This window comes from Paenibacillus sp. J22P277 (genome assembly GCF_059383675.1).
Genome location: NZ_JBXENS010000002.1, coordinates 276,642 through 288,980 on the forward strand (window position 1 = coordinate 276,642; position 12,339 = coordinate 288,980).

The window sequence follows — 12,339 nt, forward strand, 5'->3', positions numbered from 1 at the left end:
CGGCAAGCACCGGCGACCCCAACGATAATCCGGCCACAATCATCTGCGCCGCCCGCCTTCGGAAGCCGGCATCGGCACCGGCGACGCCGCGAGAATATCCTCCAGCACCTTCGCCGGGCTTCTTCCCTTGACCCAGGCCTCGTCCCGCAGCAGCAGCCGGTGCGCGAGCACGGGCTCCGCCGCATGCTTCAGATCGTCCGGCACGACGTAGCGCCGGCCGGCTACATAGGCCGTCGCCTGCGAAGCGCGGATCCAATCCAGCGTCGCGCGCGGACTCGCGCCCAGCTGCAGCTCCGGCGACGTGCGCGTAGCTCCGACGACGTGCACCGCGTACGCAAGCAGCGCGGGATGGACATGCACCGACTGCGCATCCTTCTGCATGCGCATCCATTCCTCCGGCACGATAACGGGGCGCAGCAGCTCCGGCAGCAGCCGTTGGCGCCCGGATTCCAGCATCCCGATCTCGTCCTCCGGCGACGGGTAGCCGATCGTCAGCCTCATCATGAACCGGTCCAGCTGCGCCTCGGGCAGCGGGTACGTGCCGTCGTCGCGCAGCGGATTCTGCGTCGCGAGCAGCATGAACGGCAGCGGCAGCGGCCGTGTCTCGCCGTCGGCCGAGACGCTCCGCTCTTCCATCGCCTCAAGGAGCGCGGACTGCGTGCGCGGCGGCGTGCGGTTGATCTCGTCGGCCAGCACGACGTTCGCCATCAGCGGACCTTGGCGGAAGACGAGCTCTCCCCGCTTCCCGTCCCAGACCATCCCCCCGACGACATCCGCCGGCTGCATGTCCGACGTAAACTGAATGCGGCGGAACTCCCCGCCGATGACCCGCGCGATCGCGCGCACGAGCAGCGTCTTGCCCACGCCCGGCACGTCCTCGAGCAGCACGTGCCCGCCGGCCAGCAAGGCGCTGAACACCCGCGCCACCACCTGCTCCTTGCCGAGCAGCACGCTGTTCACCCGCGCCAGCATCAGCTGCAGCGATTGCTGCGCGGCCTCCGGCCACATATCCGCTTCCGCCGCGTGAAGCGGCGGCTCGCCAAGCCCGTTTTCCCCTTGCCGAACTTTTGGAATCATATCCGATCTCATCTCCTACTCTTCCAACCTAGTGAATAACGCTATCTGATAGTTTCGCCATCTCTTGCGTCCTTTACACCTGCGCCGCGGGCAACAGGTCTATAATCTCCAAGATGGACGCATGAATACCGACTCCGCCCGCGCTCAACGGAAGAATCGCGCCGCATTCGGCCGAATGCCGAACGCAGCGTCATCCGCTTACCCGAGCCATGCCGCGCACGGTCATCGGATTCCCCGTCGAATACGTACGACGACGAGCGGCGCATCCGCCCCCGAAACCGCCGGTCCGATCCAGCCGCTCCCGCGCCACTTAACGCAAAAAAGGCCGTCCGGAGAACCGACCTATCGGCTTCCGGACAACCTTCATTCGTTTGCTCCAAAGCTCCGCCTCTGGCGCCGGGCAAGCTGCGTCTACAGCTCGATTGCCGCCGCCAGCACGTCCTGCACATGCCCCTTCACGCGGAGATTCCGCCACTCGCGCGACAGCTTGCCCTTCTCGTCGATGAGAAACGTCGAGCGGACAAGCCCCATGTATTCGCGGCCGTACAGCTTCTTCAGCTGCCAGACCCCGTACAGCTCGCATACCTTATGCTCCGTATCGGCCAGCAGCTCGAACGGCAGCTCGTACTTCGCGGCGAATCGTTCGTGCCGCTCCGCCGGGTCGTTGCTGATGCCGATCACGACCGTGCCATGCTTGCCGAATTCCGCGTACGCGTCGCGGAAATCGCACGACTCCTGCGTGCACGCCGGCGTCAGATCCTTCGGATAGAAGAAGATGACGACCTTGCGTCCGGCGAAATCGCTCAGGCTGACCTCCCGGCCGCCCGTCGCCGCAAGCGTGAAATTCGGCGCTTTTTTGCCCACGGCCGCTTTCGCTTTGATTGCCATTGCGCATTTCTCCCTTCATATGATCAGGTCAGGATCCCGCGCCGCGGTACCGCTTGACGCCGTGGTTCCAGATGAACAGCCCGATGCCCAGGACGATCACGCCCATCAGCGGCGTGTAGAGCGCCAGGTCCGACAAGCCCGTCTCGTTCCGCCCGAGGAAATACGAAGCCGGGATGACCCCGACGAAGGCGAACGGCAGCAGCCAGGTGAGCATGAACCGGATGGCTTTGTTATAAATATTAACCGGATACCGGCCGTAGCTCGAGATGTTGTACATCAAGGGCAGGATGCCCGTCGGCGCATCGGAGTAGAACGAGATCGCCGTCAGCGCGGTGAAGATGCCCGCATAAATCATGACCGCTCCGATCGTGAAGACGACCATCATCAGGACGTCCGCCGGATGGAACGCCAGATCCAGCTGTCCCCAGCTCAGCACCATGATGATCAGCCCGACGAGCGAGCCGAACAGCGACGGCGGATCGAGGTTTTCCAGCAGCACCTGGTACAGATTATAGGCCGGACGCGTCAATATGCGGTCCATCTCGCCTTTGACGATGTACCGTTCGCTGAAATTCCAGATGTTGAAGAACGTGCTGAAGATGCCCGAGGGCACCATGAAAAAGCCGTACACGAACACGACTTCGGCCTCCGTCCAGCCGCCGAGCGTCGGCGTATGCTGGAACACGACCAGGATGAAGATCAGGTTGACCGCTTGGAACAGCAGGTCCGACAGCACCTCCACCCAGAAATCGGCGCGGTAGGTCAGCTTGGTTTTCACGTAATTTTTCATGTATTCCACGGCCAGCGACCAATAAAACATAGCTTCCTTAACCTCCCTGCACGAACAGCCTGGTGCGCGCCATGCGCCATACCCACGCGATCGGAATAATCAGCGCGACGAACCAGACGATTTGAATGCCGAGCACGCGCAGCACCTCGTCGCCGGTAATCCGGCCGGTAAAGACGGAACTCGGCAGAAACGTAATCGCTTGAAACGGCAGCCACTTCATCGTGACGGCAAGCCAGCCCGGAAAGAACGAGATCGGCACGATGACCCCCGAGAACAGGTCGACCAGCACCCGCTTCATGCGCAGCATGCCCTCGTTGTTCTCGACGAAGAACGCGAATAAGCCTACGAGCATGTTGATCTGCGTATTAATAAGAAAGCTGAATGCCAGCATGACGATATAGATCGCCCAAGTGCCCGGATCCGAAGGAAGCTTGACCGGGAAGATCAGGCAGACGAGCGCAAGGCCCGGGCCCATGAACAGCAGCAGCCGGAACAGGCCTTCGCCGAAACCCTGCATCAGCTTCACGAACAAATAGTTGTACGGGCGAATGAACTGCACGGCCACGCTGCCGTCTCGGATTTCGTTTGCGATCTCGCGATCCAGGTTATTGAAGTAAAAGGCCCTCGCCATCCACGAGACCGCCACGTACGTGGTCATTTGCGCCAGCGTGAAGCCTGCCAGCAGCTTCTGCTCCCCGTAGATCGCTTCCCAGAGAAAATAATACGCGCCGATGTTGATCGTGTAGATGACGATGCCGCTGTAATAGTTGACGCGGTAAGCGAGCATCATGAGAAAACGGATGCGAATCAGGTCCAAATACGCGCTGTTCATGCTTTGGGCTCCTTCTCGGACGCCGTCCCCGCGGCGACGAGCGCATACTCTTCGGCCTGCTGCCCGGCTTCTTCGTCCTTCCCGGCGCTTCCGGCACCGGCCGCAGCGTTGCCCGCAGGCTCTGCCGGCGCCTCCGCTATTATCGGCCCGTCCGGCTCCGCGCCGCCCGGTGCGCTCTGGCTCAGCTTCGCCGCCGCGTCGTTCGACGCCGAACCCGACGAATAAATCTCGCGGACGATGTCGTCGGTATTCGTTTCCGTGATTTTGATGTCCCGGATATCCGACGTGCCGCCGACGACGCGCCCGAGCGCCTCCGAGACGTTCACCTCGTGCGGCAGCCACATCGTGGCCGTCAGCTCGTTGTCGATCGTCCATTCCACGCCGTTCAGGCCGTCCGTCAAGCCTCTCAGGGCGTCCAGCGACGGCTGCTCGCCGAACTGGAACTGCAGCTCCCGGCCTTTGCTCCATCTCGATTTGAGCTCTTCCAGGCCGCCGTCGTAGATGATGCGGCCGTCGTCGAGCATGATGACGCGCGAGCACAAGGCCTCGATATCCTGCAAATCATGCGTCGTCAACAGGATCGTCGTGCCCTGTTCCCGATTAATTTTTTTTAAGAATTCGCGGATTTCCGTCTTCACGACGATGTCCAGGCCGATCGTCGGCTCGTCCAAAAACACGATCGACGGATTGTGGAGCAGCGACGCGACGAGCTCGCAGCGCATCCTTTGGCCGAGGCTCAGCTTCCGAACGGGGCGGTTAAGCAGCTCGCCGAGCTCCAGCCGCTCGACCAGTTCGTCGAGCCGTTTGCGAAACTCCGCTTCGGGAACGCGGTATACTTTTCGCAGCAGTTGGAACGATTCGATAACGCCGATATCCCACCATAATTGGCTGCGCTGACCGAACACGACGCCGATGCCGCGCACGAATTTTTCCCTGTCTTTATAAGGCACGAAGCCGTTTACCATGAGGTGGCCCGAGGTCGGCACGAGGATGCCCGTGAGCATCTTGATCGTGGTTGATTTCCCGGCGCCGTTCTCGCCGATGTAGCCGCAAATTTCGCCTTGGGGAATCTGAAAGCTGATATCTTTGACCGCGGTAATCTCGTTGTATTCGCGCTTGAACAGATCCTTCAGCGCGCCGCCGAGCCCTTCGCGATTCTTCTGCACCTGGAATTGCTTCCTCAAATCTTTTACGTCTATTGCCAGCATAGAATTTCCGGCTCCTCTCTGTTTCGACATTTCCTGGGAAATATCCACGCTATCCGCTTCAATCAGATAAAACTTGCTTCTCTACGACAATCCATTTTATAATTTTATGATGTGTAATGCTATACTGTATATTAAAGTTTGGTCAACGTGCTTCTTCCCATAGCAATCCGATGATTGGGCGTATTATTTTACCTGTTCCGAAGCGGATCTCTCCTGTGCCGGATTCGGACTATTACAAGGAGGAACTGAAACGAATATGGCGCGCGCGAAGCAACCTAAACCACCGAAACGCAAAAGACCCTGGAAATGGGCGCTGCTGGGTGTAACCGTCGTGATCTTGGCGGTCGTCGGATATTTCGTCTACCAGGCTTATGGCGTTTTTCACGGTCTCGATAAATTAAGCCAGCCGACGACGGATCCCAAGTACACCAACTACGAAGTCAAGCCTACCGAGAAGCCGCCCGAATGGGAAGGCAAGGAACGCGTCAACATTCTCATCATGGGCGGCGACAACCGCGGCCTGAAGGAGAACGAGAAAGCCCGCTCCGATTCGATGATGGTCGTGTCCGTCGATCCGCCGACCAAGACGATCCACCTGTTCTCCGTGCTCCGCGATACGTACGTGGACATCGAAGGACACGGCAGCGACCGGATCAACACCGCCTTCGCGCTCGGAGGACCGGAGCTCGCCATGCAGACGATCGGCGACATCACCGGACTCGATGTCCAATATTATGTGTACACGGACTTTGAAGGATTCAAATCGGTCATCGACGCGATCGGCGGCATCCAGAATTTCGACGTCGAGAAGGACATGAATTACGTCGACAACGCCGACGGCAACCGGTACGACATCCATTTGAAAAAAGGCATCCAGGACCTTGACGGCACGAAGGCGCTCCAGTACGCCCGCTTCCGCCATGACGCGATGAGCGACTTCACGCGCACGGAGCGCCAGCGCAAGCTGCTCGGCGCCGTGGCCGACAAGATGAAGAACGGCTGGAACCTGCTGAAGATGAAAAAAATCGTCGACAGCGTCGACGGCTACATCAAGACCAATATCGGCGTCGACGACATGATCAAGCTCGGCCAGCTCGGCGTGAGCAGCCATATCGCCGGCCAGGCGCAGGTGCCTCCGATGGAACTGATCGGCGGCGAGAAGGTCGGCGGGGCATCCGTGCTCGCGATTACCGACGAAGACAAATTGCTGCAATTCGTCCAAGACGAGCTGCAGAAGGATTCGGCGGTTCCCGATACGACGTCGACCTCGACCGACGCGAGCGTGCAAAGCGACGGCAGCGCCGTCACGAACTCGAATTCGACGAGCGGCGGGGCAAGCGGCAACACCGCGAACGGTTCGGACAATAAATAACGTGCAAGAGAGGGAGCGCGCCGGCCGGCCGCTCCCTCTCTTTTGTTGTGCTGCGCGGCTCGGCGGAGGTACAATGAGTTATTGCTTGTTTTAGTCCGATTCATCCACACCCGTTCATTCAAGGAGGCACCATCCATGTCCACAACGCAGCGACCGCGCTCGGAAGCCCTGTACGCCGAAGCGCTGGAGCATATCGTCGGCGGCGTCAACAGCCCGTCCCGTTCGTTCAAAGCGGTAGGCGGCGGCGCGCCGGTCTTCATGAAACGCGCCCAAGGCGCCCATTTCTGGGACGTCGACGACAACCGCTACATCGATTACTTGTGCGCGTACGGCCCCATCATCGCCGGCCACGCCCATCCGCATATTACCGAAGCGATCACGGCGGCGGCCGCGAACGGCACGCTCTACGGCACGCCGACGGAGCTCGAAATCACGCTCGCGCGAATGCTCAAGGAAGCGATCCCGTCGCTCGACAAGGTCCGCTTCGTCAACTCCGGCACGGAAGCCGTCATGACGACGATCCGCGTCGCCCGCGCTTATACGAAGCGCAGCAAAATCATCAAATTCGCCGGCTGCTACCACGGCCATTCCGATCTCGTGCTCGTGGCCGCCGGCTCCGGCCCTTCGACGCTCGGCATCCCCGACAGCGCCGGCGTGCCGGTCAGCATCGCGAGCGAAGTGATCACGGTCCCGTTTAACGACTTGGACGGCCTGCGCACGGCGCTGGAGACCTTCGGGGAAGACGTCGCCGCCGTCATGGTGGAGCCGATCGTGGGCAATTTCGGCATGGTCATGCCGAAGCCCGGCTTCCTCGAAGGCCTCTGCCGGATGAGCCGCGAGGCGGGCGCTCTCGTCATCTACGACGAAGTGATCAGCGCGTTCCGGTTCCACTACGGCAGCGCGCAGACGTATGCCGCGTTCCCCGACCGCTCCGCCATCGAGCCGGATCTGACGGCGCTGGGCAAGATCATCGGCGGCGGCCTGCCGATCGGCGCCTACGGCGGCCGCAAAGCCGTCATGGAGCAGGTTGCGCCGCTCGGCCCGGCCTACCAGGCGGGCACGATGGCCGGCAACCCGGCCTCCATCTCCGCGGGCATCGCCTGCCTGGAGGTGCTCCGGCAGCCCGGCGTCTACGACCGGATGGACGCGCAGGCGGCACGCCTCGCGGACGCGCTGCAATCGTCGGCGGACCGGCACGGCATTCCGCTGACGATCAATCGCATCCGCGGCTCGTTCTCCGCGCACTTCTGCGATCATCCCGTCACGAACTACGACGAGGCGCAGGACACCGACGGCGAACGGTTCGCGCGGTTCTTCCGCCTGATGCTCGATCAAGGCGTCTGCTTGGCGCCTTCCAAGTACGAGGCTTGGTTCCTCACCACTGCCCATACGGACGACGATATCGACGCGACGATCGCGGCGGCCGAGCAAGCCTTCGCGGCCATGAAGGACTGAAGAGCCGCAACCGCACGATAAAAGACGCCTATCCCCGGGAACTGGCCGAGCTGCTGATCGCAGCGCGGAAACTTCCGGCGGATAGGCGTCTTTTCGTTCAGGTCATGAGCGCGACCAGCGCGACGATCGCGAACGGAATGAGGATCAACGTGCCGATGACGATCCAGCCCGTAGGGCGGCCGAAGTTGACCGTCCAGCCGATGCCGTGTTTCTTCGGTACGAAGACCGCGGGGTCGCCCGGATTATAATAGACGCCCCCGCCGGCCAGCCAATGCTCCTCGTCCGCGCCGGCATGCTGTCCTTGAAGGCCGAGCCTTCTCACCGTGACGACCAGGCCGACGATGCCGCCGACGATAAGCACCGCCACGGCGATCGTTGCCGCCGGCAGCGCCTTCGCCGGCCAGCCGTACAGCATCGTCGCCTGAATATAACTGAAGAAGAGCGTCAGCAGCAGCGATAACCCGTAGAGAAACACGCTGTTCACGTACCGGAATGCCCGCTGCTTCGCCGCCCCCGATCCCTTGTCCGCCTGCGAGGCGGCATTCGCGCTCGCCTGCGCGATGACCGCGTTCGTTCCCAGCATGGTGACGAGCAGACAGGCTTGCACGATATTGAGCAGGTAGACCGTGCTCCAGCTTTTGGCGCCGAAGCCGTCCGGCTCGAAACGAATATTGTAATGCGTCGTCAGCATGGAAGGAATGTCCGCCCACAGCAGCGCCGCCGCCGCGGCGGATCCCGCGACGATCAGCGCCTGCAGCCAGTACCAATGCAGCGAAAGCGCGCCTCTCCGGTTATCTCGGTTGTCGTTCATTCCAATGAATCTCCCATCCTGGATAAATCGCTGCGGTAAATCGCGACGCAGGCTTTGCTGAATTCGGCCTCCGTCATCCCTCTTGCCCTCCCCTCCGCAGCCAGGGTGCGCAGCCGGCTATGGAGCCGTTCCATATAGCGATCCGTCATGCGCGGCATCTCCTCCTTCGACGATACGAGCATGCCCAGCCGGCCATCGTACCGTTCCTGAAGGAAGCCTTCCGCCAGCAGGCTTTGATAGGCTTTGCGCACGGGCAGCGACTTGATGCGCAAGTCCGATGCCAGCCGTTTGGCCGAGGGCAGCGTCTTGCCCGGCTTCAGCGTCCCCGCCGCGATTCCCGCGATAATTTGCTGCGCGATCTGCTCGTGAAGCGGCACATCGCCCTGCACGTCAAGCTCGATGAACATCCCGCCAGCCTCCCATCCGATAGCGTTACGCTATTCTATGCAAAAGAACGCCTCTTCTCCCGTCATATGCGGACGGAATAAGAGACGTTCTTCGTTAGCTGCCGGCTTCCGCCTGCTGCAAAACTTGCAGGAATTCGCCATGAAGATGGCTGTTCGACGCCGCCACGTGGCGGACGCCAAGATGGTATTCGTTGCCCTGCAGGTCGGTAACGGCGCCTCCCGATTCTTTCACAAGCAGCGCTCCCGCCGCCAAGTCCCACGAGTTCAAGCCGATCTCCCAGAACCCGCTGAGACGGCCCGAAGCGACATAAGCCATATGAAGCGCGGCCGAGCCGAGCGAGCGGACATTGCGCACTTGCGGCGATATCGCCTGCAGCTGCTTCATGTTGAGCGGCTGGGCGTAATGCGGATCCGCCGGGAAGCCGGTCGCCAGCAGGCTGTCCCGCAGCGTCTGTTCGCCGGATACGGCCATGCGGCGGCCCCGCACGTAAGCGCCTTTGCCTTTCTCCGCCACGAACAGCTCATCCCGCATCGGGTCGTAGACGACCCCGACGATGACTTCGCCCCAATGGGCGAGCGCGATGGACACCGAGAAGAACGGGAAGCCGTGCACGAAATTCGTCGTGCCGTCGATGGGATCCACGATCCACAAGTACTCGGCGTCCTTTACGCTTTGCAGCGCTTTCGTCGAAGCTTCGGGCCCGGGCTCTACGCCCTCTTCCCCGAGGAACGAGTGATGCGGGAAATGCGTCCCCACCAAGTTGCGTATCATCTTTTCCGCGCCTTTATCCACTTCCGTGACCAGATCCTGCGCGGAGTACTTTATCGATAGGCTTGTATGATTGCCAAGCTTCGTCTTGATCCATTCACCGGCCTTGGCCGCGCAATTAATCGCGACGGCTGTGAAGCTTTTGCCCCCGACCAGAGGGATGTCATTCCCTTCGCCCACGGTCTATCACGCTACCTTCCTATGAGTTCTATTGCGCAATACTACTATACGCCACCCGGTATGCAAAGTTTCGTCAAAAAGGTGAGCATCCGGTGAACCTTGCATTTATTCTACCCTAAATGAGCACATGCCTTCCACTTTTTAACAAAAACCTTAGGAAATCGCTCTGGATTCGCCTGCCTGCGGTCAGCTGCGGGATGAAAAAAGGCGGTACCGGGCGCTGCGGCATTGCTGCCGCTTTAACCGGTATCGCCTCTTGCGTGGCGGAATTCTTCAGTCCGATTAGGTGCCGCCAGTCTACACGCCGACGATGTTGTAGCCGTTGTCGACGTAGATCACTTCGCCCGTAATGCCGCGGGAGAGGTGGCTGAGCAGGAACATGGCCGTGTCGCCGACCTCGGCGGCATCCGTCGTTTTGCGGAGCGGGGATTTCTCCTCGACCTGGCGCAGGATGGCGTTGAAATCCTTGATGCCCTTGGCCGCCAGCGTCCGGATCGGGCCGGCGGAAACGGCGTTGACGCGAATGTTATGCGGGCCGAGATCGGCGGCCAAGTAGCGCACGGATGCCTCGAGCGCCGCCTTCGCCACGCCCATGACGTTGTAATTGCGCAGCGCGCGCTCCGCGCCGAGGTAGGTCATCGTCATGATGCTGCCGCCTTCCGTCATGAGCGGATAGAGCCGCTGGGCGACGGCCGTCAGCGAGTACGCGCTGATGTCGTGCGCCAGCGCGAAGCCCGCGCGCGACGTGTCGACGAACATGCCTTCCAGCTCCTCCGTCTTCGCGAAGGCGATGCTGTGCACGAGGCCGTGCAGCACGCCGAAGCTCTCCTTGATCTGGCCGGCGAGCCCTTCGATCTCTTCGTCGTCCGTCACGTTGCAAGGCAGCAGGATGGAGCCGGGGATCGTGTCCGCCAGCTTGCGCACGCGTTCCTCCACTCGCTCGCTCTCGTACGTAAACGCAAGACGCGCCCCTTGCGCGGCAAGCGACTGCGCGATCGCCCAAGCGATGCTGCGGTCGTTGGCCACGCCCATGACGAGTATATTTTTCCCTGTCAATAACATTGTTTCACAATCCTCTCCGCGTAATGGCGTTGCGATTCGGAAGTAGGACCAGGGTGCATGCGCGAAATGATAGCGCTTCCTTTACCAAAATTAACGTAAGCGGCGCAAAAGATCAAGCTTTCCTTTGCGCCCGCGGTTATTGGATCTCGATGCTGCCGCCGTCGATGACGCGGACTCCCGCCCCTTCCGCTTCCAGCCGGCGCATATCCTCCATAAGCTGCAGCAATGCCGCGTCCTTCCGCTTCGCTTCGATCATGACGTCGAGCCGCGGTACCGAGCCGTTGATGCCCCGCAGAAAGCGCAGCAGCGGACCGATGTCCACGTTGTCGGCATGGCCGCGCGGATCGCGCTCGTTCTTCGGGCTCGAGACGTGGAGCTTCGGCGGCACGGGCAGCGGAAGCCCGTCCGGGCCGTTCCAGGTGCGCACGATGCGCGGCCACAGCTCGCCGTGCATCGCGTCCTCGCTCTCGCCGCCGTCGTTGACCGCATGATGGTGAATGTCGAGCACCATCGGCGCACCGACCGCCTCGGCCGCTTCGAGCGTCTCGCGCACGGTGAACGTCTTGTCGTCGTTCTCCAGCGTGACGCGGCTGCTGAGCCTGTCCGGGAGCGCGCCGAATTGGCGGATGAAACGCTCCAGCGAAGCCGGCTTGTCCCCGTAAGCGCCGCCGACGTGGATGTTGCATTTGGTCATGGGGCCGAGGCCCATATGCTCCAGCATCGTCACGTGATAGTTCAAATCCTCGGCCGACTTGGCCAGCACTTCGGGCCGCGGGGTGCTGAACACGCAGAAATGATCGGGATGAAAGGATATTCGCATGCCGTGCTCCCCGGCATAACGGCCGATCGCCGCGAACGCTTCTTCCAGCGCCGGGTAAGGATTCCAATCCTTCAGCTCGTCGTGCGTCGCGAGCGGAATCATCTTGGACGTCATACGATACACGTAGATCTCATGGCCGACGCAGTGCTTCATGATCCGCAGCGTCGTGCGCAGATTATCCTCCGCGATCCGCTCCAGCCGGCGCAATCCCGCTTCCCGGTCGTCCAGCTTCGCGAAATTCGTGTACGTCATCGTCCGGGACGGCGACGTATTCTCCAGCAGCACGCTCATCGCGACGAACCCGAAGCGGACAATCATCCTTGGTTGTCTCCGAAGAACATCTCGTAAGCCAGCGCCGTCTGCACGCGCGCCTCTTCCTCCGTCAGCTTGCGGACGAGCTCCATCTCCACCTCGGTCACTTCTTCGCCCTGGAAATTGATTTCGGCGATGGACACGAGAATGCGCACGATCGCGATCGCCTCGTTGTCCGGCGTGTAGGCGATCACCTTCTGGCCGGTCGGGTAGACGCGGAAGCCGCTTTTGACCATTTTGCCGCGGCCGTATTCCAAGAGCTCGTACAATTCTTGCTTGGACTTGAACTTGCAGACCGAGTTAAACTCCGTTTGGAATCCCATTTGGCGGACCCTCCTAAAAGTTTTGTGGTGGCG

At 61.1% G+C, this 12,339-nt stretch carries 13 protein-coding genes; 2 read left to right on the forward strand and 11 right to left on the reverse strand.

Going from position 1 to position 12,339, the window contains the following annotated elements; all coding sequences use genetic code 11:
* Nucleotides 1–39 precede the first annotated feature (39 nt).
* From AC50YL_RS05895 to AC50YL_RS05915, 5 genes are all read right to left on the reverse strand, one after another.
* Nucleotides 40–1,077 carry an AAA family ATPase gene (locus AC50YL_RS05895; protein WP_494830135.1) on the reverse strand — a complete coding sequence of 346 codons (1,038 nt, stop codon included), beginning with the start codon at nt 1,075–1,077 and terminating at the stop codon, nt 40–42.
* A 411-nt stretch (nt 1,078–1,488) separates the two neighbouring features.
* Nucleotides 1,489–1,965: a thioredoxin-dependent thiol peroxidase gene (gene bcp / locus AC50YL_RS05900; protein WP_494830136.1), complete on the reverse strand. Its 477-nt coding sequence runs from the start codon at nt 1,963–1,965 to the stop codon at nt 1,489–1,491.
* Between the two features lie 28 nt (nt 1,966–1,993).
* On the reverse strand, nt 1,994–2,785 hold the full coding sequence (locus tag AC50YL_RS05905) for an ABC transporter permease (RefSeq protein ID WP_494830138.1): 792 nt from the start codon (nt 2,783–2,785) through the stop codon (nt 1,994–1,996).
* 7 nt (nt 2,786–2,792) lie between these two features.
* Nucleotides 2,793–3,587, reverse strand: a complete 795-nt coding sequence (locus AC50YL_RS05910) for an ABC transporter permease (RefSeq protein ID WP_494830140.1) — start codon at nt 3,585–3,587, stop codon at nt 2,793–2,795.
* Nucleotides 3,584–4,795 carry an ABC transporter ATP-binding protein gene (locus tag AC50YL_RS05915; protein WP_494830142.1) on the reverse strand — a complete coding sequence of 404 codons (1,212 nt, stop codon included), beginning with the start codon at nt 4,793–4,795 and terminating at the stop codon, nt 3,584–3,586. The genes AC50YL_RS05910 and AC50YL_RS05915 overlap by 4 nt, the downstream gene beginning before the upstream one ends.
* A gap of 256 nt (nt 4,796–5,051) precedes the next feature.
* Between AC50YL_RS05915 and AC50YL_RS05920 the strand changes: the two genes are divergently transcribed.
* Both AC50YL_RS05920 and AC50YL_RS05925 read left to right on the forward strand, forming a co-directional pair.
* Nucleotides 5,052–6,167, forward strand: a complete 1,116-nt coding sequence (locus AC50YL_RS05920; RefSeq protein WP_494830144.1) for an LCP family protein — start codon at nt 5,052–5,054, stop codon at nt 6,165–6,167.
* 135 nt (nt 6,168–6,302) lie between these two features.
* Nucleotides 6,303–7,622: a glutamate-1-semialdehyde 2,1-aminomutase gene (locus AC50YL_RS05925; RefSeq protein ID WP_494830146.1), complete on the forward strand. Its 1,320-nt coding sequence runs from the start codon at nt 6,303–6,305 to the stop codon at nt 7,620–7,622.
* Nucleotides 7,623–7,719: 97 nt separating this feature from the next.
* Here AC50YL_RS05925 and AC50YL_RS05930 read toward each other — a convergent pair whose 3' ends face one another.
* The 6 genes from AC50YL_RS05930 to AC50YL_RS05955 form a co-directional block, all read right to left on the reverse strand.
* Nucleotides 7,720–8,433, reverse strand: coding sequence for a DUF5808 domain-containing protein (locus AC50YL_RS05930; RefSeq protein ID WP_494830148.1), 714 nt, complete (start codon nt 8,431–8,433; stop codon nt 7,720–7,722).
* The gene (locus AC50YL_RS05935) at nt 8,430–8,840 is read right to left on the reverse strand and encodes a GntR family transcriptional regulator (protein WP_161746606.1); all 411 of its coding nucleotides are present in this window, start codon (nt 8,838–8,840) and stop codon (nt 8,430–8,432) included. The genes AC50YL_RS05930 and AC50YL_RS05935 overlap by 4 nt, the downstream gene beginning before the upstream one ends.
* A 94-nt stretch (nt 8,841–8,934) precedes the next feature.
* A complete protein-coding gene (locus tag AC50YL_RS05940) occupies nt 8,935–9,789 on the reverse strand; it encodes an inositol monophosphatase family protein (protein ID WP_494830151.1) in 855 nt (284 codons plus the stop codon).
* 297 nt (nt 9,790–10,086) lie between these two features.
* A complete protein-coding gene (gene fabI, locus AC50YL_RS05945) occupies nt 10,087–10,851 on the reverse strand; it encodes an enoyl-ACP reductase FabI (RefSeq protein ID WP_494830153.1) in 765 nt (254 codons plus the stop codon).
* Nucleotides 10,852–10,987: 136 nt separating this feature from the next.
* Nucleotides 10,988–11,989: a UV DNA damage repair endonuclease UvsE gene (uvsE, locus tag AC50YL_RS05950; RefSeq protein ID WP_494830155.1), complete on the reverse strand. Its 1,002-nt coding sequence runs from the start codon at nt 11,987–11,989 to the stop codon at nt 10,988–10,990.
* Nucleotides 11,986–12,306: a hypothetical protein gene (locus AC50YL_RS05955; protein WP_161746602.1), complete on the reverse strand. Its 321-nt coding sequence runs from the start codon at nt 12,304–12,306 to the stop codon at nt 11,986–11,988. Before AC50YL_RS05955 ends, uvsE begins: the two co-directional genes overlap by 4 nt.
* Nucleotides 12,307–12,339: the final 33 nt, after the last annotated feature.

What these genes read in the sequence shown, in the direction of transcription:
- AC50YL_RS05895 (WP_494830135.1), bottom strand. Translation starts at nt 1,077, where the DNA reads ATGATTCCAAAAGTTCGGCAAGGGGAAAACGGGCTTGGCGAGCCGCCG.
- bcp (WP_494830136.1), bottom strand. Translation starts at nt 1,965, where the DNA reads ATGGCAATCAAAGCGAAAGCGGCCGTGGGCAAAAAAGCGCCGAATTTC.
- AC50YL_RS05905 (WP_494830138.1), bottom strand. Translation starts at nt 2,785, where the DNA reads ATGTTTTATTGGTCGCTGGCCGTGGAATACATGAAAAATTACGTGAAA.
- AC50YL_RS05910 (WP_494830140.1), bottom strand. Translation starts at nt 3,587, where the DNA reads ATGAACAGCGCGTATTTGGACCTGATTCGCATCCGTTTTCTCATGATG.
- AC50YL_RS05915 (WP_494830142.1), bottom strand. Translation starts at nt 4,795, where the DNA reads ATGCTGGCAATAGACGTAAAAGATTTGAGGAAGCAATTCCAGGTGCAG.
- AC50YL_RS05920 (WP_494830144.1), top strand. Translation starts at nt 5,052, where the DNA reads ATGGCGCGCGCGAAGCAACCTAAACCACCGAAACGCAAAAGACCCTGG.
- AC50YL_RS05925 (WP_494830146.1), top strand. Translation starts at nt 6,303, where the DNA reads ATGTCCACAACGCAGCGACCGCGCTCGGAAGCCCTGTACGCCGAAGCG.
- AC50YL_RS05930 (WP_494830148.1), bottom strand. Translation starts at nt 8,433, where the DNA reads ATGAACGACAACCGAGATAACCGGAGAGGCGCGCTTTCGCTGCATTGG.
- AC50YL_RS05935 (WP_161746606.1), bottom strand. Translation starts at nt 8,840, where the DNA reads ATGTTCATCGAGCTTGACGTGCAGGGCGATGTGCCGCTTCACGAGCAG.
- fabI (WP_494830153.1), bottom strand. Translation starts at nt 10,851, where the DNA reads ATGTTATTGACAGGGAAAAATATACTCGTCATGGGCGTGGCCAACGAC.
- uvsE (WP_494830155.1), bottom strand. Translation starts at nt 11,989, where the DNA reads ATGATTGTCCGCTTCGGGTTCGTCGCGATGAGCGTGCTGCTGGAGAAT.
- AC50YL_RS05955 (WP_161746602.1), bottom strand. Translation starts at nt 12,306, where the DNA reads ATGGGATTCCAAACGGAGTTTAACTCGGTCTGCAAGTTCAAGTCCAAG.